21 protein-coding genes and 1 other annotated feature are annotated in these 23,825 nt (G+C 43.4%); of the genes, 17 read left to right on the top strand and 4 right to left on the bottom strand.

Going from position 1 to position 23,825, the window contains the following annotated elements:
• Nucleotides 1-234 precede the first annotated feature (234 nt).
• From V1497_RS13470 to V1497_RS13460, 3 genes are all read left to right on the top strand, one after another.
• On the top strand, nucleotides 235-1,026 hold the full coding sequence (locus tag V1497_RS13470; protein WP_349408054.1) for a transporter substrate-binding domain-containing protein: 792 nt from the start codon (nucleotides 235-237) through the stop codon (nucleotides 1,024-1,026).
• A 124-nt stretch (nucleotides 1,027-1,150) separates the two neighbouring features.
• Entirely contained in the window at nucleotides 1,151-1,810 is a 660-nt protein-coding gene (locus V1497_RS13465) for an amino acid ABC transporter permease (protein WP_349408053.1), read from the top strand.
• Between the two features lie 32 nt (nucleotides 1,811-1,842).
• Complete coding sequence (locus V1497_RS13460) at nucleotides 1,843-2,565, top strand: amino acid ABC transporter ATP-binding protein (RefSeq protein ID WP_414703644.1); 723 nt, start codon at nucleotides 1,843-1,845, stop codon at nucleotides 2,563-2,565.
• A gap of 53 nt (nucleotides 2,566-2,618) precedes the next feature.
• Here the strand turns inward: V1497_RS13460 and V1497_RS13455 are convergent, their stop codons facing one another.
• The gene (locus V1497_RS13455; RefSeq protein WP_349408051.1) at nucleotides 2,619-3,080 is read right to left on the bottom strand and encodes a hypothetical protein; all 462 of its coding nucleotides are present in this window, start codon (nucleotides 3,078-3,080) and stop codon (nucleotides 2,619-2,621) included.
• Between the two features lie 265 nt (nucleotides 3,081-3,345).
• Here V1497_RS13455 and hemA point away from each other — a divergent pair, with 265 nt between their 5' ends.
• From hemA to V1497_RS13410, 9 genes are all read left to right on the top strand, one after another.
• Entirely contained in the window at nucleotides 3,346-4,710 is a 1,365-nt protein-coding gene (hemA, locus tag V1497_RS13450; protein WP_349408050.1) for a glutamyl-tRNA reductase, read from the top strand.
• A gap of 27 nt (nucleotides 4,711-4,737) precedes the next feature.
• Nucleotides 4,738-5,565, top strand: coding sequence for a cytochrome c biogenesis protein (locus V1497_RS13445; RefSeq protein ID WP_349408049.1), 828 nt, complete (start codon nucleotides 4,738-4,740; stop codon nucleotides 5,563-5,565).
• Nucleotides 5,566-5,622: 57 nt separating this feature from the next.
• Nucleotides 5,623-6,555 carry a hydroxymethylbilane synthase gene (gene hemC / locus V1497_RS13440; RefSeq protein ID WP_349408048.1) on the top strand — a complete coding sequence of 311 codons (933 nt, stop codon included), beginning with the start codon at nucleotides 5,623-5,625 and terminating at the stop codon, nucleotides 6,553-6,555.
• Nucleotides 6,556-6,557: 2 nt separating this feature from the next.
• Nucleotides 6,558-7,349: a uroporphyrinogen-III synthase gene (locus V1497_RS13435; protein ID WP_349408047.1), complete on the top strand. Its 792-nt coding sequence runs from the start codon at nucleotides 6,558-6,560 to the stop codon at nucleotides 7,347-7,349.
• Between the two features lie 44 nt (nucleotides 7,350-7,393).
• Nucleotides 7,394-8,323, top strand: coding sequence for a porphobilinogen synthase (hemB, locus tag V1497_RS13430; protein ID WP_349410821.1), 930 nt, complete (start codon nucleotides 7,394-7,396; stop codon nucleotides 8,321-8,323).
• Nucleotides 8,324-8,356: 33 nt separating this feature from the next.
• A complete protein-coding gene (hemL, locus tag V1497_RS13425; RefSeq protein WP_349408046.1) occupies nucleotides 8,357-9,661 on the top strand; it encodes a glutamate-1-semialdehyde 2,1-aminomutase in 1,305 nt (434 codons plus the stop codon).
• A 567-nt stretch (nucleotides 9,662-10,228) separates the two neighbouring features.
• Nucleotides 10,229-11,341 (top strand): stage VI sporulation protein D, encoded by a 1,113-nt coding sequence (gene spoVID, locus V1497_RS13420; RefSeq protein WP_349408045.1) that lies wholly within the window; start codon nucleotides 10,229-10,231, stop codon nucleotides 11,339-11,341.
• Between the two features lie 12 nt (nucleotides 11,342-11,353).
• Nucleotides 11,354-12,265: a hypothetical protein gene (locus V1497_RS13415; RefSeq protein ID WP_349408044.1), complete on the top strand. Its 912-nt coding sequence runs from the start codon at nucleotides 11,354-11,356 to the stop codon at nucleotides 12,263-12,265.
• Nucleotides 12,262-13,263 carry a spore coat protein YsxE gene (locus V1497_RS13410; protein WP_349408043.1) on the top strand — a complete coding sequence of 334 codons (1,002 nt, stop codon included), beginning with the start codon at nucleotides 12,262-12,264 and terminating at the stop codon, nucleotides 13,261-13,263. Before V1497_RS13415 ends, V1497_RS13410 begins: the two co-directional genes overlap by 4 nt.
• Before the next feature lie 200 nt (nucleotides 13,264-13,463).
• Here V1497_RS13410 and V1497_RS13405 read toward each other — a convergent pair whose 3' ends face one another.
• Nucleotides 13,464-13,661: a hypothetical protein gene (locus tag V1497_RS13405; protein ID WP_349408042.1), complete on the bottom strand. Its 198-nt coding sequence runs from the start codon at nucleotides 13,659-13,661 to the stop codon at nucleotides 13,464-13,466.
• Nucleotides 13,662-13,814: 153 nt separating this feature from the next.
• Nucleotides 13,815-14,039: a binding site (T-box leader), on the top strand.
• A 104-nt stretch (nucleotides 14,040-14,143) separates the two neighbouring features.
• Between V1497_RS13405 and V1497_RS13400 the strand changes: the two genes are divergently transcribed.
• The 4 genes from V1497_RS13400 to V1497_RS13385 all read left to right on the top strand — a co-directional run bounded on the left by V1497_RS13400 (nucleotide 14,144) and on the right by V1497_RS13385 (nucleotide 21,219).
• Entirely contained in the window at nucleotides 14,144-16,786 is a 2,643-nt protein-coding gene (locus V1497_RS13400; protein WP_349408041.1) for a valine--tRNA ligase, read from the top strand.
• 91 nt (nucleotides 16,787-16,877) lie between these two features.
• Entirely contained in the window at nucleotides 16,878-18,191 is a 1,314-nt protein-coding gene (locus V1497_RS13395) for a folylpolyglutamate synthase/dihydrofolate synthase family protein (RefSeq protein ID WP_349408040.1), read from the top strand.
• Between the two features lie 99 nt (nucleotides 18,192-18,290).
• Complete coding sequence (locus V1497_RS13390) at nucleotides 18,291-19,988, top strand: sensor domain-containing diguanylate cyclase (RefSeq protein WP_349408039.1); 1,698 nt, start codon at nucleotides 18,291-18,293, stop codon at nucleotides 19,986-19,988.
• A gap of 118 nt (nucleotides 19,989-20,106) precedes the next feature.
• Nucleotides 20,107-21,219, top strand: a complete 1,113-nt coding sequence (locus tag V1497_RS13385; protein WP_349408038.1) for a hypothetical protein — start codon at nucleotides 20,107-20,109, stop codon at nucleotides 21,217-21,219.
• Here the strand turns inward: V1497_RS13385 and V1497_RS13380 are convergent.
• Nucleotides 21,216-21,716, bottom strand: a complete 501-nt coding sequence (locus V1497_RS13380; protein WP_349408037.1) for a prepilin-type N-terminal cleavage/methylation domain-containing protein — start codon at nucleotides 21,714-21,716, stop codon at nucleotides 21,216-21,218. The two genes, V1497_RS13385 and V1497_RS13380, sit on opposite strands and share 4 nt — an antisense overlap.
• A 2-nt stretch (nucleotides 21,717-21,718) precedes the next feature.
• On the bottom strand, nucleotides 21,719-22,093 hold the full coding sequence (locus V1497_RS13375) for a prepilin-type N-terminal cleavage/methylation domain-containing protein (RefSeq protein ID WP_349408036.1): 375 nt from the start codon (nucleotides 22,091-22,093) through the stop codon (nucleotides 21,719-21,721).
• Between the two features lie 102 nt (nucleotides 22,094-22,195).
• Between V1497_RS13375 and V1497_RS13370 the strand changes: the two genes are divergently transcribed.
• Nucleotides 22,196-23,824, top strand: a complete 1,629-nt coding sequence (locus tag V1497_RS13370; RefSeq protein WP_349408035.1) for a GspE/PulE family protein — start codon at nucleotides 22,196-22,198, stop codon at nucleotides 23,822-23,824.
• The last annotated feature ends 1 nt before the right edge of the window (nucleotide 23,825 follow it).

The raw sequence follows: 23,825 nt of genomic DNA, 5'->3' as shown, positions 1-23,825 counted from the left end.
AACAATAGGGTACTTCCACTAAATTGGGACTTACGTTCTATCCAATGGTGTTTTTTAGGTGGGAAATATACAGAGGTGGAGAGAAGAAATGCAGGAAGCTTTATAGGAGTACTTCCATGCATTGAAGTTGGAAATTTCCGAAAAGTGTTCCGATTTCAAAAGATTGACTGTGTATCACTGTATGTTTCTCTTCGGTCGTATCCAAAAAAATCATAGAAAGAGGGTCAAGAACGAATGAAGAAATTGAGTTTATGGGCAACGATGCTGCTAGCATTCTCTTTACTACTTGCTGCGTGTGGTGGTTCAGGAGACAACGGCAGTGGTGAAGGAAGCGGAGAGTATGATTTAGTCGAGGATGGTCAATTCACTTTTGCATCCTCAGGGGAATTCGCACCTTTCAGTACAACTGATGCATCCGGGGAAATGTCCGGATTTGATATTGAAGTAGCAGAGGCAGTGGCGAAGGAATTAGGTCTAGAGCCAAACCAGAAAAAGTTTAAATTTGCGAGTATCGTTGAAGGTGTCAAGACTGGGCGCTTTGATGCAGCTGTAGCCAGTCATACGATTACGGATGAACGTAAAAAAGCAGTAGATTTCTCTACTCCATATTACTATTCAGGTCCTCAGATTTTCACACGTCCAGATAGTGATATCCAGAAAAAAGCAGATCTTGAAGGTATGGAAATTGCGGTTTCCAAAGGATCTACTTATGCGGAAATGGCAGAAGAAGTGACGGACAACATTAAAATCTATGATAGTGATGTAACAGCATTAGAAGCTTTGAGTAAAGGGAAGCATGATGCGGTCATTACAGACTTCGTCACTGGTAAAGAAGCGATTGGAAAAGGATTTACAATTGAAGCACGTGAATTGTTGGGCAGAAGTGAACAAGCAATCGCAGTATCGAAAGACAATGACAAATTGTTGGAAGACATCAATGCAGCACTAGAAACGCTTAGAGAGAATGGCAAGTTGAAAGAGTTAAGTGAAAAGTACTTTGGCGAAGACATTACAACGAAGCCGTAGTAACCTCTAAAGCTAGAAACGAAATGTGCGCATCCTTGCGCACTTTTCGTTTCTAGTCTAAATTTTTGCGAACCTATAATAACCATCACCGACTTACTCAGATGCTTTAAGGAGATGATACACTTTGCCAAGCTTTTCGCATTTTTTCCAGACATTCATGGATAGTTATCCCATCTTTTTCAAAGGGATGCTATTAACGTTACAAGTGACGGCCGTTTCAATCCTAATCGCAATATTCATCGGTCTATTCTTTGCCCTACTGAAAATTTCAGGTATCAAGATTTTGGAAGTCATTGCAAATGTCTACATTTACATTGTCCGTGGTACCCCGTTGATCGTCCAAATTTTCATCTTCTATTTCGGTCTGACCGAGTTTAATATTTCAGGGTTCTGGTCTGCCACCCTTGCGCTTGCCTTCCATAATGGTGCGTACATTGCGGAAATCTTCCGAGGGACGATCCAGTCCATCGACAAGGGGCAGATGGAAGCAGGCCGATCACTTGGTATGACCACATCATTGACAATGAGAAGGATCATCCTTCCGCAAGCTTTCAGGCGAGCACTGCCTCCATTGGGGAACCAATTCATCATCGGTTTGAAGGATTCCTCCCTGGCTGCATTCATCGGAATGTATGAGCTGTTTAATGTTGCAACAACCTCAGGTGCCAACAGCTTCGATTCTATGACTTATCTATTAATTGTTGCTGTTTACTATTTGATTCTGGTCTTCTTACTAACAGCAATCGTCAGTGCAATGGAAAACAAGCTCTCAGCTAGTGATTAAAGGAGTGGATGAACGTGAGCGATAAAAGAGAAATGATCAAAATTGAAAAATTGAATAAAAAGTTCGGCGATCTCCATGTCCTCAAGGACGTCGATATGACCGTGAAAGAAAATGACGTGGTCGTCTTGATCGGCGCGAGTGGATCGGGAAAGAGTACACTGCTGCGCTGTCTGAACTTCTTAGAAATCAAGAATGACGGGAAGATTATCATTGAGGATAAGGAAATCGATCCTAAACGTGATAATTTGAATAAGGTCCGCCAAAGGGTCGGAATGGTTTTCCAGCACTTCAACCTCTTTCCTCATAAGACGGTATTGGAAAATGTAATTGAGGCCCCGACGATGGTTAAAGGGATGAATAAAGCACAGGCAATCAAGGAAGGAAAAGAGCTGTTGGATAAAGTAGGTCTAGCTGAAAAAGCGGACGAATATCCTTCCAGACTGTCTGGTGGTCAAAAACAGCGTGTTGCCATTGCTCGGGCACTTGCTATGAAACCGGACATCATGCTTTTCGATGAACCGACCTCAGCATTGGATCCAGAATTAGTCGGGGAAGTCCTCTCTACGATGAAGCAATTGGCAAAAGAGGGCATGACGATGGTCGTCGTGACACATGAAATGGGATTCGCCAAGGAAGTCGCTGATTGGGTTTTTTATATGCACGATGGAAGAATCGTCGAAGTCGGGCATCCACAAGAATTATTCAACAATCCGAAAGAGCAACGGACTCAGGACTTCCTGAGCTCAATTCTATAAAGAAAACCTGGCTCATCTAAAAGGATGGAGCCAGGTTTCTTTTTTATTCCTATTCATTTCTTCTTCATCATATAGCCTCCGACCAAGATCAATACGACCGGCCAGAATCGCTCGGTATACGCGATGATGTCTCCGATGATGCCAGGTGTTCGCGATAAAAATAACGCAACAAGCGCAACGATCGTCATTGCAGCACCAATCCATAAACCACCTTGTTTCGTTTTATTATTCTGAAGGATGAAGCCAAGTCCGATACTGAGGAAATACACAATCCAAAGGGATGGCCAACCTTCAATGGTCCCGCTGGCATAGTAGTGAAGGGCAATACCACAGATGACAACACCAGAGAAAAGAGCATATGGCTGTTTGTTTTGTAATAAAAATGCGATTCCGATAATCAACAGAAATGCAGGTAAAGCATCCATTTCACCAATGAACGGGACAGCCCATTGCTTTGATAAGAAATATAACCCGATTCCTGCAATCAACGTTCCTGGAAAAATACCTTGTTTCATACGTTCCTCCCTACCCAGAAGTATTCCTTTCATGTTGCATTTTTGCGAAATTCAGCGAAATTTGGTACATTTAATATGGATACAGGCTTTATAGAACCTACTATACTAATTCTTCGATTTTTAGGGAATACTATTTCCGTCCACAACAAATATCTTATCATAAGACTTCAAACACTGTTCACATTTGCATCGTTCAGATGTAAGACGGACGTGTTATAATGGCTTGTGGAACTCGTAATACATATTTTACAGGGGGTGACGAACGATGCACATTTTAAAAGTAGGATTGAACCATAAGACTGCCCCGGTCGAAATTCGTGAAAAAGTCTCTTTCCAACAAGCAGAATTGGAAATGGCATTACGTACACTTCGAAATACCAAGAGCATACTTGAATGTGTAATCGTCTCGACTTGCAACCGTACTGAGATCTATGCAGTTGCAGACCAATTACACACTGGACGATATTATATCAAATCCTTCTTAGCAGAATGGTTTACATTAGATAAAGATTTGTTAACGCCTTATTTGAATATACAAGAATGCGAAGACGCCATTGAACATCTGTTCAAGGTCTCTTGCGGGCTGGACTCGATGGTATTGGGCGAAACCCAAATTCTTGGACAAGTCCGTACAAGCTTTTTTGCAGCACAGGAAGCAGGGACGACAGGTACTGTCTTTAATGAGTTGTTCAAAAAGGCGATTACACTTGCGAAACGCGCTCATTCCGAAACAGACATTGGCGAGAATGCCGTTTCTGTGAGCTATGCAGCAGTCGAGCTGGCGAAGAAGATTTTCGATGGCCTTGAGAAGAAAAATGTATTAATTCTCGGTGCCGGTAAAATGGGTGAATTGACTGCAAAACACCTGTGGAGTAACGGAGCAGAAGAAATCACTGTCCTGAATCGAACGTACGAAAAAGCGAAGGAGCTTGCTGAGCGGTTCAAAGGGAAAGCTTACACGATGGACGAGCTAGAAGCTTCGCTGTTGAAGGCGGATATTGTGATTAGCTCCACAGGTTCCCAAGAGTACGTACTCAGCAAATCGAATGTCAGTCCGGTATTGAAGAAGCGAAAAGGCAAGCCACTCTTCATGGTGGATATTGCGGTACCACGAGACCTGTCCCCGGATCTTCAAGATCTCGAAAGTGTCTTCCTCTATGATATCGACGACCTAGAAGGAATTGTGGAAGCGAATATGGCCGAACGTCAACAAGAGGCTGCTAAAATCAAGGTCCTGATTGAGGAAGAATTGCTCGCATTCTTGAATTGGATCAATACACTTGGTGTTGTTCCGATCATTACTGCACTTCGTAAAAAAGCGCTCATGATCCAAGGTGAAACAATGAAGAGTATTGAGCGTAAAATGCCTGATTTGACCGATCGTGAAAGAAAAGTTTTAAGCAAGCATACGAAGAGTATCGTTAATCAGCTCTTGCGTGATCCGATCACTCGAGTGAAGGAATTGGCTGCAGAGCCGAATGCCCAGCAAAATCTGGATCTCTTCACAGAGCTGTTTGGGATTGAAGAAGAGTTGGATCGAGTTTTAGAAGAGGAGCGTCTTGCTCGCGAACAAGGCGTGCCGGAGAAAGAGAAAAGCTTTTCGCCTGCAGCGAACCCGGCAACGCAGTAGTCTTGCTCCCCGGAGAGGAGTTACATCGTGAGTTCTATTAGATGGGTCTATGATATTACAATCATTTTATATGCACTAAGTGTTTCACTTTATTTTGTGGACTTCTTACAGAACAACCGGAAGGCGAATCGAATCGCTTTCTGGTTGCTTTCTATTGTCTGGGTATTGCAATTGTTCGTATTGTTCTTGCGAATCGTTGATACGAACCGTTTTCCTATACTGACACCCACAGAAGGGCTGTTTTTTTATTCATGGGTCATCGTCACCCTGTCACTATTGATCAACTGGTTTTTCCGAGTTGACTTTTTTGTTTTTTTCACCAATATTATCGGTTTTGTTTTAATGGCAGTCAGCTGGTTTGCTCCCAACAACTATGTATCACCAAGTTTTTCAGATCAGCTGATAAATGAGCTTGCCATCATCCATATTACGATGGCTTTCATTGCGTATGGTGCGTTTACATTGTCGAGTATTTTATCGATCATGTACATTGTCCAATACAATATGTTGAAGGAAAAGAAGGTCGGCAAGCGACTTTGGCGGTTTGAGAGTCTGACAAAGCTAGAAAATCTCTCTTATTTGCTGAATGTGACTGGCGTACCAGTATTGTTCCTCAGTCTCGTTCTAGGACTCATTTATGGATACAAGATGGAACTCGCCCCTGCCATTTTCTATGATGCAAAAGTGATCAGCTCTTTCATTGTCTTGATCGTTTATGGGTATTACCTTTACATGAAGGTAGCGAGGGAAGCCTATGGAAGGCAATTAGCCTATTGGAATGTCGCTGGGCTTCTCGTCATCCTCATCAATTATTTCTTGGCAGCAACATTAACCGAATTTCACTTATGGTACTAAAACGAGGTACTGTTCAAGATAGAAGCTAAAACTATTTAATATGTCTGGAGGCCAATTATGCGGAAGATCGTTGTCGGATCTCGAAGAAGTAAGCTTGCGATGACCCAGACGAAATGGGTCATCGAACAATTGAAGAAAGCGGGTGCACCTTTCGAGTTTGAAATCAAGGAAATCGTGACGAAGGGTGATCAAATTCTTAATGTCACACTTTCTAAAGTTGGTGGAAAAGGGCTGTTCGTAAAAGAAATCGAGCAGGCAATGATGGATGGAGAAATCGACTTTGCCGTCCATAGCATGAAGGACATGCCATCTGTCCTTCCTGAAGGATTGGAATTAGTGTGTACACCTCCAAGGGAAGACTATCGTGATGCCCTTATTTCTGAGAATCATCAAAAATTCGAGGAGCTCCCCGAAGGTGCAATTGTCGGTACGAGCAGCTTACGAAGAGGGGCGCAATTATTGGCTAAGCGTCCAGATCTCAACATAAAATGGATTCGTGGAAACATTGATACAAGGATTTCCAAGCTGGAAACAGAAGACTATGATGCCATCGTTCTAGCTGCTGCTGGGCTTAAACGTATGGGATGGTCGGATGATATTGTTACTGAATATCTTGAGAAAGATATATGCATCCCAGCTGTGGGACAAGGATCTCTTGCGATAGAGTGCCGTGAGAAGGATACGGAACTGAAGGAATGGTTTGAGAAAATCAACTGTCCTGAAACCTTCGATACTGTACGTGCGGAAAGAGCCTTTCTTCGTACATTGGAAGGCGGGTGCCAAGTGCCGATTGGCGGTCTGGCTGAACTCGACAAATCCAACGAGCAAATCAAGCTTACCGGGTTTGTTGCAACACCAGATGGCAAGACCATCATCCAAGATACAATTGTCGGTCATAACCCAGAGGAAATCGGTATGGAATTAGCGAAACGATTAGATGAACGCGGAGCGAAAAAGATATTGGATCAGGTAAAAGAGGAGCTTGATTAATCATGAAGGAAAAAGGAAAGCCATTCTCAGGTCAGACCATCTTAATAACAAGATCTGAGCTACAGGCTCTCCCTTTTGTCCGTGTGATTGAAAGCAAAGGAGGGGAAGCGGTTGTCATACCCCTCCTTTCTTTTCAACCTCCACAAGAACCAGGAGAAATCCGGAAAGCCCTGCATCAAATGGAACAGTATGATTGGGTTGTTTTTACAAGTCAGAATACCGTCCGATACGTTCTCAATCATATGAAAGAGGAGAACCTTCCTCTCTCAAGGCTGAATCGATGTAAAGTTGGTGCGATTGGGAAAAAGACCATGAATCTGCTCGAGGATCAAGGGGTGCAGGTGGATTTCCAACCTTCACAGTTCGTTGCTGAACAATTTGTGAAAGAGTTTGTTCAACAGACGGAAAAAGGCGATAGAATCTTGTTGCCTCAGGGAAACTTGGCGCGTTCGACCATTGAGGAAAGACTGTCTGAAGCCGGAAGGCGCGTTACGAGTATCATCGCTTATGAAACTGTGGCAAATGAAGCGGAAAAAACGAGATTGAATACGGTTATCCAAGAGAAAATGGTCAATATCGTTACCTTCACGAGTTCGTCAAGTGTGAGGTTCTTCTTCGAGCTCCTGGAAGAGGAGATTCCACTCGATGGGATTCGAACAGCATGTATCGGTCCGATTACCGCCAATACCCTTGAAGAATACGGTCATACTGCTGATATCATTGCGCAGGAGTATACGATCGATGGTTTAGTCCATTCGATTGAGTCATATCTGTTAAAGGAGGAAAAACTGTGAATATCGAATTTCAACGGCACCGCCGATTAAGAAGATCAGAAAGCATGAGGTCCCTCGTACGCGAAACAGTCTTACATAAAGAGGACCTTATCTACCCTCTTTTCATCGTGGAAGGTGAAGGAGTAAAGAAGGAAGTCGGATCGATGCCTGGAGTTTTCCATTATTCATTGGACCGACTCGATGAAGAGCTTAACGAAATCGTGAGCTTAGGGATTAAATCCATCATCGTTTTCGGTGTACCTCAGCATAAAGATGAACGTGGATCCTCCGCTTATGATGAATCAGGGGTTGTGCAATCAACAATCGCCTATGTGAAGGAACACTATCCTGAAATGACCGTCATAGCGGATACGTGTCTATGTCAATACACGGATCATGGTCATTGCGGCGTCATCCACGATGGAGATGTCTTAAATGACGAATCCCTTGAATTATTGACCCAGACTGCGATTTCCCAGGCAAAAGCAGGAGCAGACATCATTGCTCCTTCAAACATGATGGATGGGTTCGTATCAGCGATTCGTGGAGGTCTTGATGAAGCAGGGTATACTGATGTTCCAATCATGTCCTACGCTGTGAAATATGCATCATCCTTTTACGGACCATTCCGTGACGCAGCACACAGCTCACCGCAGTTTGGAGACCGGAAAACCTATCAGATGGACCCTGCAAATCGATTGGAAGCGATTCGTGAAGCGCAATCCGATTATGAGGAAGGAGCAGACTTCTTGATGGTAAAACCTGCTCTAGCATACTTGGATATCATGAGAGAGATGAAGGATCGTTTTCCGCTCCCACTTGTCGCTTATAATGTGAGTGGAGAGTATTCCATGATCAAGGCGGCAGCCATGAACGGATGGGTCGATGAAAAATCGATCGTCATGGAAAAGTTGACGAGCATGAAACGTGCAGGTGCCGACCTGATTATCACTTATTTTGCAAAGGATGCAGCACGATATCTTGACGAAAAGTAAAACGTATCAAAAACTATTCGGAAGGGTGATAACATGAACCGTTCGTTTGAAAAATCACAAGAAGCCTTCAAGAAAGCGACCCCATTGATGCCAGGGGGAGTAAACAGTCCAGTACGGGCTTTCAAGTCAGTAGAAATGGACCCGATCTATATGAAAAGAGGAAAGGGTTCCAAAATAGTCGATTTAGATGACAATGAATACATCGATTATGTACTTAGCTGGGGACCGTTGATTCTCGGACATGCTGATGATCAAGTTGTTGAAGCGCTGAAGAAGGCGACAGAATTGGGTACGAGCTTTGGCGCTCCACATGAAATGGAAACGAAGCTTGCCGAATTAGTCATCGAGCGTGTACCTTCAATCGATGTCGTCCGTATGGTCAACTCAGGAACGGAAGCAACCATGAGTGCGTTGCGACTCGCACGTGGCTACACGGGCCGTAACAAAATCCTTAAGTTCGAAGGCTGTTACCATGGTCATGGCGATTCCTTACTGATTAAAGCAGGATCAGGCGTTGCTACTCTTGGATTACCTGACAGTCCTGGTGTACCAGAGTCAATTGCACGAAATACGATTACGGTACCGTACAACGATGAAGAAAGTATCCGTTATGCGTTTAAAGAGTATGGTGATGACATTGCTGGCGTCATCGTCGAGCCTGTTGCTGGAAACATGGGAGTCGTACCTCCGAAAGAAGGATTCCTAGAATTCTTACGTGAGATCACGACAGATCATGGCTCACTCTTGATTTTTGATGAAGTCATGACTGGTTTCCGTGTAGGGTATCAATGTGCACAAGGACATTATGGTGTCACACCGGACTTGACTTGCCTCGGAAAGGTTATCGGAGGAGGACTTCCTGTCGGTGCTTATGGTGGTAAGAAAGAAATCATGGATCAAGTAGCGCCGAGCGGTCCAATCTACCAGGCAGGCACATTATCAGGAAATCCACTGGCAATGACGGCAGGCTATGAAACGCTCCGTCAACTGACCGAAAAATCTTACGAAGAATTCAACAGGAAGGCTGAACGATTGGAGAAGGGTCTTTCGGAAGCAGCGCGTAAGTATAATGTTCCACATCATATCAATCGTGCAGGTTCGATGGTAGGCTTCTTCTTCACAGATCGTGAAGTGGTCAATTATGAAACAGCGAGCTCATCCAACTTGGAGGCTTTCACTGTTTACTTCAAAGCGATGATCGAGCAAGGTGTATCGATTCCGCCATCTCAATATGAAGGATTATTCTTATCCACCAAACATACGGACGAAGACATCGATCGTACGATTGAAGCTAGTGAACAAGCTTTCAAAGCTGTCGCAGAATTTCTTAATAAATAGGCTCTGTTAACTTTTATTGTTGATATTTAAAGAAGACAGAAGCGTAAGGCGGCGACTCCAGCGGGAAAAGCAACAGCTGAAGACCCCACAGAGCGAGGAACGAGCTCGAGGAGGCTGAAGCGTTGCCCGCGGAAAGCGTCCGCCTGAAGCTGTTCAAAATTAACAACCTTTTTTAACAGAGCTAATAGCAAGGGATTTGGCACACTGCCAACCCTTGCTTTTTTATATGGATTCAATGTCTCCTATCGAAACAGAGAAAAGCTGAGTTGCGGGCAAAGTACTCGTCTTTCGTACCGTGAAAAAGGGGCAAAGCTGATTTGACGGTAGGAATACTCGTCTTTCGTACCGTGAAATTGGGAGAAAGCTGATTTGACGGTAGGAATACTCGTCTTTCGTACCGTGAAACAGGGAAAAAAGCTGATTTGACGGTAAGAAAAGGGCGTCCCTAGGACATTGAAAGAGAAAAGCTGACTTTAAGGGAAGCTGTCTTTTTTAGGTATAAATTCTAGGCTCTCACATACACCTGTATTGTACAGGAATAATTGTGTTGAGAGGGGGAAGTTTGCAATGTCAGAGCGTAATCAGTCAAGGTTACAGTTTTCAATAGAGGAATCCGTCTGGTTGAATAAGGGACAGGAGGTCGATGAACTTTATTCCATTGCACTTGATCCGAATGTGACAATAGAGGAAATGGATGATCAAGTCTGTATTAAAGGTCATCTGTGCCTTTCAGGCGAATACCGGTGTAAAGGAGAAAACGATACGGAGGGTCAGGACCAAGAATACTCTGTCAATCCATTAAGTTATCGTTCTTTCTCCCAATTGAAGGAGTCCAAGGAGGAGTGTGCCAACCTGGAACACAAATTCCCGGTTGATATCACACTGCCGAAAAACAGGGTTAGAAATTCAAATGATCTCTATGTCTCGGTTGACCATTTTGATTATGACATTCCTACGCCGTCGTGTATCGAAGTCTCGGCATCTGTTTGTATTTCAGGTGTTTATGAGAATCCGATGGAAGAGCAAGACGAGCCGTATGAAGCAAGCAATCAGGAAGAAGGAAGAGAACCAGAGAACGAAGAGCATTATGAATTCTCAGAGGAAGCTTCCAATCCTTTTCCGATACTAGAGTTTGAATCTCGGAGGGCTCCTCAACGATTCGATCAGGATGAAGTGGAATCCGTTCACCAACAAACTCCTCGACACGAGCCTCAAGTCGGTTTCTCCAGCCGGGTGGAAGAGGACGAGGAACAGTCTCAGCCATTCAATTTAAGTTACATGCGTAATGATGCTTATCAGGCTGAAACGTATGAAGCTGAAGAAGCGACGTATGAAGCCATGGAATATGAAGAAGAAGAGTATGCGTATGAGGAAGAGGAGTATGAGTACGAGTATGAATCAGATGAAGAAGAGTATGAAGAGATGGAAGAAGAGGTTGCTTCATCCCCTCAACGACCTCAAAGGGAAGAGAATGCACTTTATCTGACAAAAATGCTTACAAGGGATGACGAAGAGCTGACTAAAATGAAGATGTGCATCATCCAAGCGGGTGATTCCCTTGATACGATTGCTGGCAGATATGACGTACCAACAAGTCAACTCATGAGAGTGAATCGACTTGAAAGTGAAGATATTGAAGAGGGACAAATTTTATATATTCCAGTATCGGCTCACCGTTAGGGTGGTGTCAGTATGAGCATTGATGTTTTCGAGCTCATTGAGCAGAATTATCCTTTGAAACCTTTGCGATGGAAACAGAAAAATGAAGTCATCGAGACGGATGCTGGAACCAAGCGAGTGAGAATTTGGTCGGATGAGCAAACAATGACTTGGCACTTTAATTGGCGAGAAATAATGGAAAGCTATGAAATCCTTGCTGATCGGATGATTCGGACCAGAGATGGACATTGGCACCTTCCCTATGAAGAGCGTTACCTCACGCTTCATGATGAACGGTATGAACCGTTTCCAAAGTATAACCATGAACAGACGTGGGGGATGTTGATAGGAAGGTTGCTGACCAATGGCCTGGAACATGCTAAGGAGTTCAGAAACGTTCGGCAAGAATCAAGGGAAGAAATGATCCGTTCCTTTGGGTTACACAGGACGGATTTGAACCTGCCGATCCTCAATCGGAGTTTTCCTGAAGCAAGGAGACGAATGCATTCGTACGAAACGATCCGTGACCGCTTCAAGCATATTAAGCTGCCATTACTTGAACCGTCCATTCTTACTCACCAAGCAAAGCGTGTCCATGGAAGGATGTTTTGGCAAGGGGGTACTGGTGATCCGGAAATCAGCATGAAAGGTATATGTGATCTGTTGGCAGACTGGCGTTTGGCGACGGATACACAGTCCCTTTATCGATTGCTGGATTCCATCCATGACCATTTTCCTTTAGCGAACGGATATGATCAATTACTGGCTGCAGAGTTGATCGCGCCAAGAGAAGTCCAAAGGTGTGTACAACGGATCGAGTCAGGGGGGCATTCTTCTACGAGTGAAATCTTGGATACTTTCGAAAGAGAGTGGGAATCAAATCGTAATTTGGTTGAAGAAGTATGTTATTGGATCGATCATCGTTCAAAGAAGGTGGTCACATGAGGGCTTCAACAATTTCTGTAGATGGAATCATTCTTTACTATTATGATTTATATCCAGAGAAAATCGAGTCCTATGGTAAAGTCCAAAAGATTACCACAAAAAGAGGGACATTTGCCCTTAAAGAAACGAGTATGGACCTCGAGCAGATGAATTGGTTCCTTCATTGTATGGAACGTTTACATGAGTTGAAATACGATCATGTCATTCCAATTACACCTACGAAGTATGGAGACCCATACGTACTCGTGAATAATCGTATCTATTATGTAACGAAATGGTATGAGCATGATTCCCAATCAAGCTTGTTGTATGAGGATTTTATAATTGATGAGCTTGGTAAGCTTCATGTGAATACCGTGAAAGCCCAAACCTTTTCAGAGGAAGTGGTGAAGGATTCCTATTCCGGACTGGTCAGGAGGTTTGAGCACAGACAGCTTGAGATGGAACGTTTTACGGAAGTAGCTGAACGCCAAACGTACATTTCACCATTTGAGCTCAGGTATCTCTCTCGATTTCATAAATTGATGCGAATCGCCGAAGAAGCGAAGCAAAAAGTGCATGACTGGTATAGAAGCTGTGAAGAGAACAAGCGGTATCGCAGTGTGCTCTGTCATGGAAGACCGTTCAGAGGGCATGTTGTCCAAGATCAATTCGGGGAAGGGCACTTCATCAATTTCGAAAAGGCGATCCTGGATACACCTGTTCGTGATTTAGCTTATTTCTTCAGGACGGCAGCCCAATATCCTGAGTGGAGCGAACAAAACGCAATAGGATGGTTGAACCGCTATGAAACACACTTGCCATTATTGCCTGAGGAAAAGCTCCTTCTCGCCAGTTACTTGAAGTTTCCAGAACCGGTGTTTGCGACAATCCAAACGTATCAAGGATCACCAGATCTATCACAGCTGGAGCTTGTCCGTAAATTGGATCGGAAACTGAAGGTTATGGCTGCTCTTGATCGATTCACAGATCGATTCCTACATGAGATGTCTGAATAAAAGCTGACCGAAAAAAGCCGACCGGTACTTTCTTTTTAAACAGCTTTAGGCGGACGCTTTCCGCGGGCAAACGCTGGAGTCGCCGCCTTACGCTTCTATTTCCTTTAAATATTAACAAGAATGGAGGTGCCTGGCTCTCTTGGGTCAGCCCTTTATTTTTTGCACTTAAAAAGGTATGAAACGAAAACAGTCTTTTGGTATCACCAAAATTCATAATAGATGGCCAGATGGATGACTAAGAGAAGGACGACCAGAGCAATATCGAAGGCCGTAGGGAACAAAAGGGTTCGAATCGCTTGAAAAATCAAAAGCGGAAAAACGAATTGTTCACAGATACTCCTGAATTGTCTCAGATGATATTGGAACCTGTATTTGTCGAAGCCGCGCCGTCTCTTCATCAGCAAAGTCCTTTCTACGAAGAGGGATAGTATAAACTATGACAAATGCGTTTGTCGTGTGCCCAATTTTTGTTTAAAATCCGAAAAAAGTGGAAAGCCTATTGACGACACTACGATTCATACGTAAACTAGATAGTACTTAACGCGAATAAAAAAGAAGCTTTGATAGGGAAGAGTAAATTGTGAACCCTAAAGAGAGAGGAATCAACAGCTGAAAGATTCCTCAGGATGTAGCAATTGAATGTCGCCCTGGAGCAATTCCTCTGAACGAAGCAGTAAGAGGAATCGGATCCGATCCGTTATCGTTATGAGTGTACAGCGCATGGATGACTGCGTCTGTAAACAAAGGTGGTACCGCGAACTTCTTTCGTCCTTTGAGGATGATAAGAGGTTTTTTTTATTTCAAGGACTTTTTCAATTATGAAAAGATACGACTCGTACGTACAAGTCAAAAGCACATGATGAGAAGGAGGAAATCACACATGTCAAAGCAGGACATATCAATGCCAACGAAGTATGATCCAAAAAAGACAGAAGAAAAATGGTATCAATATTGGTTGGATGGAAAGTTTTTTGAAGCAAAAGGCGGGGAAGACAAAGAACCTTATACGATCGTCATCCCTCCTCCGAATGTAACCGGTAAGCTTCACCTGGGCCACGCTTGGGATACGACCTTACAAGATATCATGATCCGTACAAAGCGGATGCAAGGGTATGATGCTCTATGGCTGCCTGGAATGGACCACGCTGGAATTGCGACACAGGCAAAAGTGGAGGGGAAACTAAAAGAAGAAGGAACAAACCGTTATGAATTAGGACGGGAAAAATTCTTAGAAACAACGTGGGAGTGGAAGCATGAATATGCGACGTTCATTCGCCAACAATGGTCGAAGCTCGGACTTTCACTTGATTATTCAAGAGAAAGATTCACCCTGGATGAAGGCTTATCAAACGCGGTAAATGAAGTCTTCGTCACCCTTTATGAAAAGGGATTGATCTATCGCGGTGAATATATCATCAACTGGGATCCGAAAACGAAAACTGCGTTGTCAGATATCGAAGTCATCTATAAGGATGTACAAGGCGCACTTTATCACATGCGCTATCCACTCGCAGATGGAAGCGGTCATATTGAAATTGCGACGACCCGTCCTGAAACGATGCTTGGGGATACTGCTGTTGCTGTCCATCCTGATGATGACCGTTATAAAGATTTGATCGGTAAGAAAGTCAAACTGCCAATTACAAACCGAGAAATTGAAATTGTCGCAGATGATTATGTTGATATGGAATTCGGTTCCGGGGCGGTCAAGATCACGCCGGCTCATGACCCGAATGATTTTGAAATCGGTAACCGTCATAACTTGAAGAGAATCCTCGTCATGAACGAAGATGGCACGATGAATAAGGAAGCAGGACCTTATCAAGGAATGGATCGATTTGAATGCCGAAAACAAATCATTAAGGATCTGCAGGATCAGGGCGTCCTGTTCAAAATCGAAGAACACATGCATAATGTCGGCCATTCCGAAAGAAGTGGAGCTGTCGTTGAACCTTATCTTTCTACACAATGGTTTGTAAAAATGCAGCCACTAGCCGATCAAGCAATTGAATTACAAAAACAGGAAGGGAAAGTGAATTTCGTCCCTGACCGTTTTGAAAAGACTTATTTACACTGGATTGAGAATATCCGTGATTGGTGTATCAGCCGTCAATTGTGGTGGGGGCATAGAATACCTGCCTGGTATCATAAAGAAACTGGGGAACTGTATGTTGGACGAACGGCTCCTAAGGATCCTGAAAACTGGACACAGGATGAAGATGTTTTAGACACATGGTTCAGCTCAGCATTATGGCCATTTTCTACAATGGGCTGGCCGGATGAAAATTCTGCCGATTATAAACGATACTATCCAGGAGATGTTCTCGTAACCGGTTATGACATCATCTTCTTCTGGGTAGCACGTATGATTTTCCAAGGCCTTGAATTCACGGACAAACGTCCATTTAAAGATGTCCTTATCCATGGTCTCGTACGTGATGCTGAAGGTCGTAAAATGAGTAAATCTCTTGGTAATGGTGTCGATCCGATGGATGTCATTGATAAGTATGGAGCCGATTCCCTCCGTTACTTCTTATCAACTGGAAGCTCGCCAGGAAACGATTTACGCTTTTATTGGGAAAAAGTCGAATCCACTTGGAACTTCGGAAACAAGATCTGGAATGCTTCCCGTTTCGCGTTGATGAACATGGAAGGCATGACATACGAGGAAATCGACTTGACCGGTGAAAAAACATTGGCTGATAAATGGATTCTGACTCGATTGAACGAGACGATCGAATCAGTGACAAAGCTAATTGATGCCTATGAATTTGGTGAAGTTGGCCGTGCATTGTACAACTTCATCTGGGATGACTTCTGTGACTGGTATATCGAAATGGCGAAGCTTCCACTATATGGTGATGATGAAGCACAGAAGAAGACGACACGTTCTGTTCTTGCATACGTACTTGACCAGACGATGAGACTGTTACATCCATTCATGCCATTCATAACGGAAGAAATCTGGCAGCATATCCCGCACAAAGGTGAATCGATTACAGTTGCAGCTTGGCCTGAAAAGCGAGAAGACCTTCACTTTGAGGAATCTGCAAAAGAAATGAAACTGCTGACTGAAATCATCCGTTCTGTTCGGAATACCCGTTCTGAAATGAACGTACCGCCGAGCAAACCGATCGAAATCCAATTGAACCCACATGATGGGGAGGTCTTGAAGCAGCTAGAATCAAACCGCATCTACATCGACAAGTTCTGTAATCCAGATCCGTTGAAGATGTCTCTTGATCTTGAGGCTCCGGACAAAGCGATGACGTCCATCGTCAGCGGGGTAGAAATATTCCTTCCATTAGAAGGACTCATTGACCTTGAAGAAGAAATTAAACGATTGGAAAATGAATATAAAAAGTGGGATTCAGAGGTCCTTCGCGTTCAGAAAAAGTTGAGCAATGAAGGCTTCGTGAAGAAAGCACCTGAAAAAGTCGTTGCAGAAGAACGAGAGAAAGAAAAAACGTATCTCGATAATCGTAAGAAAGTCGAAGAACGTATTAAAGAATTGAAAAATTAATCAATAACATTCCAAGAATAGGGTGGCCCCATACAACAAGTAAGACTTATGCGGGTCATCCTCTTCTTCATTTTAGGTTTAGGAGATTTGTATGATGAAAACATATGAAGAAACAATGCATTGGATACATGAGTTGTTAGCATTCGGAATGAAGCCAGGGCTTATCAGGATGGAAATGATGCTGGACGAGCTCGGTCATCCAGAAAGAAAACGAGATGCCATCCACATAGCCGGGACGAACGGTAAAGGGTCAACCCTGACCTATTTACGGTGCATGTTGGAGGAAGCGGGCTATAAGGTAGGGACGTTCACATCGCCTTACATCGAGCAATTCAATGAACGTATTTCCATAAATGGCTCACCGATCGATGATGACGATCTCGTCCGTGTCGCAAATAAGGTAAGGCCCGTTGTCGAAAAGGTTGCAGCCTCTCAATATGGGACGCCAACGGAATTTGAAGTCATTACGGTCATCGCTTTTGAGTATTTTGCAAATTTTGAAAAGCCCGATCTTGTTATTCTTGAAACGGGTCTAGGGGGTCGGTTTGATTCCACGAATGTCATACAACCTATATTGACAGGGATTACAAATATCGGATATGACCATACCGCTATATTGGGAGATACATTGCCAGAAATCGCTATTGAAAAGAGCGGCATCATGAAACAAGGGATCCCGATGGTGACAGGTGTTGAACAAGCGGAAGCGTTGACGGTTGTGGAAGAACAGGCCGAAAAAAAAAATGTTTTGCTTTATAAGCTCGGTGAAGACTATCAGATCCTTCAGCATCAAAGCTTGAGGGATGGTGAACGCTTTTCTCTCCGTACACCGAACACCGTCTATGATGAAGTAACGATTGGGATGAGCGGTTTACATCAGGTTAAGAATGCCGCCATGGCGATTACGATGCTGGAGAACCTGATGGAACATCATCCATATAAGGTTACTGAATCTCAAATGTATCAAGGTCTGATGAAGGCGACATGGCCTGGACGATTTGAAAAAGTGAGCGAACGACCTTTGATCATACTAGATGGTGCACACAATCAAGAAGGCGTACAAAGCCTCAATCAAACGCTCATATCTCATTACCCGAATCATACTAAACGCCTTATTTTCAGTGCTATGAAAGACAAACCAATCGACAAAATGTTATCTGTGCTATATGACTCAGTCGATCATATTACCTTTACCTCATTCGATTTCCCAAGAGCAAGCTCCGCTCGTTCGTTGTATGATCATTCCCGGTTTCCGGAAAAGGATGTCATTGAAGATTACAGGGAAGCAATTCGAATCGAACGGAACCTTATGGGCGAGAACGACATTCTGATCATAACAGGTTCCTTATATTTCATCTCTGCGGTCCGTGAATATTTGAAAAACGAAAATTGCGAAACTTTTTAATGACAATATTTAGAATAGTTTGTTAAAATATGAATAACTGGAAACTAGTACGTTAGTCACGATCGGTAATTAAGAAATTTGGAGGAAGGAGGGGATCGGATGAACAAAAGGGCAAAGATGTGGCTTGCGCTGCTTTGCTTAGTCGCTTGGGCGATTGTACTAGGCGCATTTTTCACGTATTCGATCCCGTCTCTTCATGGATATTGGTTCGATATCACAGGGATGCTGCTCCTGATGGTCGTCGTGGCTTTATATCCTATCCAAATCAAGGGTACGAACATCTCTGTCATCCAAGGGATTTCACTAGCCATATTCTTGCATTTCGGTCTGCTAGTCGAACTTGTTCTTGTTCAGATCACGATTGTCGTATCCATTATTCGTTTGAAATACCCACTTTATCGACTTGGGACAAGCTCATTGATGTTCATGGTCGTTTCCGTCGGATCAGCGTTGGTGTACTATTTGCTTGGTGGAAAGATCGGCGGGCTCGGAATGAACGAATATCCTGCTATTCTCCCAGTCATCGGTTATTCACTGACAGCACTCTTCATCAATCATCTCATCTTACATTTTTTAAGAATAAAATTATATAAAGAAACCAGTTCTTTGTTTGATAAGGACTTCCTTTTGGAATTCTTGATGGAATCCTTCGTATTACCTGTCGGGATTACCTTTTTCATTTTATATTCACAATTAGGTACATCTGCCATCCTCTTCGTCGGTGTCCCATTCGTCGTTATTTCGCTTATTTTGAGAATGTTCCATTCAAGTCAGAAAATCAACCACCTTCTCAAGTTCACAAGTAAAATTGGACAAGAATTGACTGAGAGTCTCAAGGTGGACGAAATACTCGACATTTATCTCGCTCGAATTACAAAAATGTTGAAAGTCGATTACGCATACATATTGGATATCGTCGATGATAACCAGCTTAAGGTCATTCGAAAGTATGAATCACAAAAGGCCGAATGCACGCATTTCACCCACTTGTTTAAAGGGGAAGGGATCAGCGGCAAAGTATGGGAAAGCGGCCATAGTCTCAGGTTTGAGGGAAGGCATCAGTGGCGGAAGTATTCGAAAGGGATACTTCCTGTAACAGCTCAATCTGTCGTCTCCGTTCCGATGATTCGCAACCATGAAGTGGTAGGGGCGATCACGCTTGCATCCAATCAAAAACGAGCATTCGAAAAAGCGCATGTGATGATCTTGGAAATTTTATCGAATTATCTTGCAGTTGCCGTGGATAACGCGAAAAATTATGAAGCGACCAAGTATCGAAGTGAGAGATGCCATCTTACGAATCTTTACAATTACCGATATTTCGAGGATCGACTTTCAGAAATGTATCACCAATATGATTACGACCAGAAGCCTTTTTCACTGATCCTACTGGATATCGATTTTTTTAAGAGAGTCAATGATACATATGGTCACCAAGCAGGAAATATTGTACTGTGTCAGGTTGCGGATCGGCTCGTCAAGATGATCGGCAATAACGGGACGGTGGCACGCTATGGGGGAGAAGAATTCGTCATCCTTCTTCCAGATTTGAATCATGAAGCGTGTTTGGAGCTAGCTGAAGCAATCCGGGAGGATATTTCGCTCAATCCTTTCACAATCCAGAATGATCTTGGCGATTTCCGTAACAGGAGCATCAACATTACTGTCAGTATCGGAGTGGCTACAGCGCCTAGACAAGGTGAAGATCCGTTGACGTTGATCCGGAATGCAGACAGAGCCATGTATACTGGTGCCAAACAGCAAGGAAGGAATAAAGTGGCCAGTTATATCAGTTAGGAAGGGGATTAACAGCCCCTTCTTCGTGTTTCTTTTGGTAAGTGGTACAATTTTATCTTCACATTCATTTATTTTTACAAGATAATGGAATAGATAACGAATGGTTAAGGGTGGTTGTATGTTACAGGTTATCAAATCCAATCGTGGTGGGGTTCTTGTAGTCGTCTTAATGGTTATCATGGTGCTTGGCATACTCGTCCCAACAGGTTTCACGATGTATAATAAACTCTTTCTGAACGAGACGAGACTGATTCATCAGAAACAAGCTGTAAATTTGGCCGTCAGTGCAATGGAAACATTCGAACGGCAGGACCAGCTTGAGAAGGTTTCCTACCTTGTCAGCAACCTGCACGTACCAAGCGCTCCAATGGTCATTACCCAGCCCTCCGGACAGCTGGATTTATATCAATACGCTTTGGACAAAGAGGGAAAGCAACTATCAAAGGACAAATTAACTCGTTACATAGGAGAATATACGGTTGTTGTAAAAGGGGTCTCGGGTGATAAAAATCATAATCACCAAAAGGATCCCGGAGAACGGTTCTATGCGGAACACGAAATGACAGTCGTTGAAACTGCAGGGAAGGCTGAAGTCCTTATTGAAAAGAAGGAGAACGGAAAAGTAGTCGACACGATATGGTTGACCTTCCGTGAGTTTCTGGATCGCTATAATCAGGCAAATGGAAAAAGCAAGGATGAATGTAAAGAAAACAACGGCTCAAAAAAAGGTAAAAAGAAAGACGACGATGATGAATGTGATGAAGAAAATGAAGGAAATCTGATTGATGGGGATGTAACCGTATTTGGTGTTGGTGGAGATGAATTCAATGAAGAGGATAATCTTATCCTTGAGGCCACAGGGAGTTTGACCTTCAAAGGCGTGTTTACGATAACGACAAAATCGAATGGAAACTCGAAAATCCAGCTTACCTCCCAAAAAGGCGATATCATCATTGAAAAGACCACCATGCAAAGCACAGGAAACAGTTCCCACAGCGACATGGTGATTCAAACACCTAAAGGGAATATTGAGGTAACGGATTCTACGATTGAATCGAACCGGGGCATATACATATTGGCTGGATTCAAATATGAGGAAACGTTGGGCGTACCTGTGCCCGTCTCTCCTGGAAGGAATATCAAAATATTGAATAGTGAGATCGGTGCTCTTAAAAAGACTAAAAAGATACCCGTCCTCACCCAGGCTTCAGGGAGCTTAATCAAAAATTAAGGGTCGTACAAGTTCAAGGTGAACTCCGTAAAAGCTTGTTTGGATTTTAATCCTTCCTTCGTGTAATAAATACGTAGGTAACCGAATTTTTCACTCAGCGCACTTCCCGATGGAAGTGTGTTTTTATTTTTGTCCATTACGGATACACCGTCAATTGGAAGTGAGAATTGTTGATAAAGGGGACTCGTCGCGTAGGACACCTCATTTTTATACAAGGACAGTTGCTTTCCTTGCAGACTCAATATGTAATAAAACCCATCCTGACTCTCGAACTGAAGGCCATTGTTCAAAACCTTCAAATTAACAGGAGAAGCAAGTTCACGGGTGAGGACAGTCTGGAGCTCCTGCACACCTGTCTCTGCCTTCGTAACCCCTTCAGTATGCGTCCATGATGCTTGAGCAAATGTTAAAAGACTATATACGACTCCGACAATCAACGAAAAGATGGTGAGCGCAGCTAATAGTTCAATCAAGGTCATTCCACGTTCATTGTTCATGTTCAGTTCCCCCAGGACACAGTCACTGTGATCGTGATCAAGTTTTTTTGATTCGTATGAACACCTGATAAAGAGACATGGCGGTCAAGGTTGGGTGGTGATTGAGGCGCATTTGATTGACTGACTGTTATGATATAGCCATCTTTCATGTATGTAGATGGAGGTGATTGCCCTTCCTTAAGCTGAAGAAGGACTGAGTTGAGCTCTTGCTCGGCTAGCTCAACAGCTTTTTTCTGATCATCATGAAGGTTCGTAGCTGTTGTGACATAGTCTGTCGTCTGGAATAAAAGCGTAAAAACAATACCAAGAATCATAACAGTGACTAACACTTCAATTAATGATATCCCTTTTTCGTTCAGATTCATCAATTTTTTCAACTACTTTCTTCATAATTATCTATATTTTAACATCCCTTAGGAGGTTTTTATAGTAAAATAGTAGAAAGGAAAGATGAAAATGTGGTAATAAAGGGTGATTACATGAAACTACGTCTTGGGGATCTTCTTGTCAGTAAAAACCTGATTACCCAGGATCAACTTGATGAAGCATTGGCAGAGAAATCAAAGGAACAGAAGCTCGGAGATGCACTGGTCGACAGAGGCTATATTACGGAACGAAAACTCATTGAAGTGCTTGAATTCCAGCTGGGGATTCCTCACGTCCGCCTTGCCAATATCACGATTGATACGAGTCTCACTACTCTCGTCCCGAAAGAATTAGCGCGACGTAACATTTACATACCAATCAATAAACGGAATGACCAGTTGACGGTCGCGATGGCAGACCCGATGGACTATCATTCTATCGAAGATTTACGATTGTCGACCGGATTCCAGATCATGCCGGTTATTGCAGGGAAATCGGAAATCATTCAGGCGATCAATAAATATTACGGAGGCTTAGAGAAGCTTAAACAGCCACTTGAAAAGGATGGGAAGCGTGATGAGGTGGATGCCTCAGCGGTCAAGGTCGTGGACCAGATCCTCTCGGATGCTGTTGAAAGCCTTGCAAGTGATATCCATATCGATCCCCAGGAGCAACAGCTATTGGTCCGATTCCGGATCGATGGTGTACTTCGGAATGAGCAATCCTTACCCAAATCAACGCAAGCAGCTGTCACTTCAAGAATAAAAGTCATGGCGGATCTTGATATCACGGAATTCAGGATACCTCAGGATGGAAGGATCAAGCTGACGATCAACAAAAGCAAAATCGACCTTCGTATTTCCATCCTCCCGACGATGTTCGGAGAGAAGGTCGTCATCCGGATTCTCGATCTATCCAAAACGAATTTGAAGATGTCTAATCTTCATTTCACTGAAAGGAATGCTGAAACATTCAAATCCCTTCTTGATAAACCGAATGGGTTGATTCTTCTGACAGGACCGACAGGATCAGGAAAGACCTCGACGTTGTACACCGGGTTGAATCGCTTGAACCGAGAAGAAGTGAACATCATTACAATCGAGGATCCAGTTGAATATCAGCTCCAAGGAATCAATCAAATACAAGTGAACAATTCAGTCGGACTGACATTCGCGAAAGGGTTACGATCGATTCTCCGACAAGATCCGAATATCATCATGGTCGGGGAAATCCGAGATCCAGAAACAGCTGAAATCGCGATTCAATCTTCACTAACCGGACACCTTGTGTTATCAACCTTACATACGAATGATGCTGTCAGCGCCATTACCCGGTTGATTGATATGGGAATTGAACCGTATTTGATTGCCTCATCCGTGACAGGTGTCGTGGGGCAAAGGCTGGTACGTAGGATTTGTAAGGATTGTATGGAAGACTATGAACCTACTGAAAAAGAGAGGCAATTGTTCTATTCAAGAAGCATGTCGGTCGAACGACTTTACCGTGGTGCAGGGTGTGAAACGTGTCGCAATACTGGTTTCAAACGGCGTATTCCGATTCATGAGGTCATCAAGCTGGATGAGGTCATCCGTGAACGAATCATGCGGAAAAGCTCAAATGATCTGATCAAGAAGCATTTACAGGAAAACGATGTTCGTTGGCTGATTGACGATGGGCTTCATAAAGCGAAACAAGGGTTGACGACCGTTGATGAGGTTATGCGTGTATCTTTAGTCGATTAGG

Source organism: Pseudalkalibacillus sp. SCS-8 (genome assembly GCF_040126055.1).
Classification (GTDB): Bacteria; Bacillota; Bacilli; order Bacillales; family Fictibacillaceae; genus Pseudalkalibacillus; species Pseudalkalibacillus nanhaiensis.
Note: the sequence above shows the minus strand (reverse complement) of the source record. Positions and strands in the feature narration are given on the sequence as shown.

Excerpts from the sequence above, each read along its gene's own strand:
- spoVID (WP_349408045.1), top strand. The coding sequence starts at position 10,229 with ATGTCAGAGCGTAATCAGTCAAGGTTACAGTTTTCAATAGAGGAATCC.
- V1497_RS13415 (WP_349408044.1), top strand. The coding sequence starts at position 11,354 with ATGAGCATTGATGTTTTCGAGCTCATTGAGCAGAATTATCCTTTGAAA.
- V1497_RS13400 (WP_349408041.1), top strand. The coding sequence starts at position 14,144 with ATGTCAAAGCAGGACATATCAATGCCAACGAAGTATGATCCAAAAAAG.
- hemL (WP_349408046.1), top strand. The coding sequence starts at position 8,357 with ATGAACCGTTCGTTTGAAAAATCACAAGAAGCCTTCAAGAAAGCGACC.
- hemB (WP_349410821.1), top strand. The coding sequence starts at position 7,394 with ATGAGGTCCCTCGTACGCGAAACAGTCTTACATAAAGAGGACCTTATC.
- V1497_RS13390 (WP_349408039.1), top strand. The coding sequence starts at position 18,291 with ATGAACAAAAGGGCAAAGATGTGGCTTGCGCTGCTTTGCTTAGTCGCT.
- V1497_RS13455 (WP_349408051.1), bottom strand. The coding sequence starts at position 3,080 with ATGAAACAAGGTATTTTTCCAGGAACGTTGATTGCAGGAATCGGGTTA.
- V1497_RS13370 (WP_349408035.1), top strand. The coding sequence starts at position 22,196 with ATGAAACTACGTCTTGGGGATCTTCTTGTCAGTAAAAACCTGATTACC.
- V1497_RS13405 (WP_349408042.1), bottom strand. The coding sequence starts at position 13,661 with ATGAAGAGACGGCGCGGCTTCGACAAATACAGGTTCCAATATCATCTG.
- V1497_RS13395 (WP_349408040.1), top strand. The coding sequence starts at position 16,878 with ATGATGAAAACATATGAAGAAACAATGCATTGGATACATGAGTTGTTA.
- V1497_RS13410 (WP_349408043.1), top strand. The coding sequence starts at position 12,262 with ATGAGGGCTTCAACAATTTCTGTAGATGGAATCATTCTTTACTATTAT.
- V1497_RS13470 (WP_349408054.1), top strand. The coding sequence starts at position 235 with ATGAAGAAATTGAGTTTATGGGCAACGATGCTGCTAGCATTCTCTTTA.
- V1497_RS13385 (WP_349408038.1), top strand. The coding sequence starts at position 20,107 with ATGTTACAGGTTATCAAATCCAATCGTGGTGGGGTTCTTGTAGTCGTC.
- V1497_RS13380 (WP_349408037.1), bottom strand. The coding sequence starts at position 21,716 with ATGAACAATGAACGTGGAATGACCTTGATTGAACTATTAGCTGCGCTC.
- V1497_RS13435 (WP_349408047.1), top strand. The coding sequence starts at position 6,558 with ATGAAGGAAAAAGGAAAGCCATTCTCAGGTCAGACCATCTTAATAACA.
- V1497_RS13460 (WP_414703644.1), top strand. The coding sequence starts at position 1,843 with ATGATCAAAATTGAAAAATTGAATAAAAAGTTCGGCGATCTCCATGTC.
- hemC (WP_349408048.1), top strand. The coding sequence starts at position 5,623 with ATGCGGAAGATCGTTGTCGGATCTCGAAGAAGTAAGCTTGCGATGACC.
- hemA (WP_349408050.1), top strand. The coding sequence starts at position 3,346 with ATGCACATTTTAAAAGTAGGATTGAACCATAAGACTGCCCCGGTCGAA.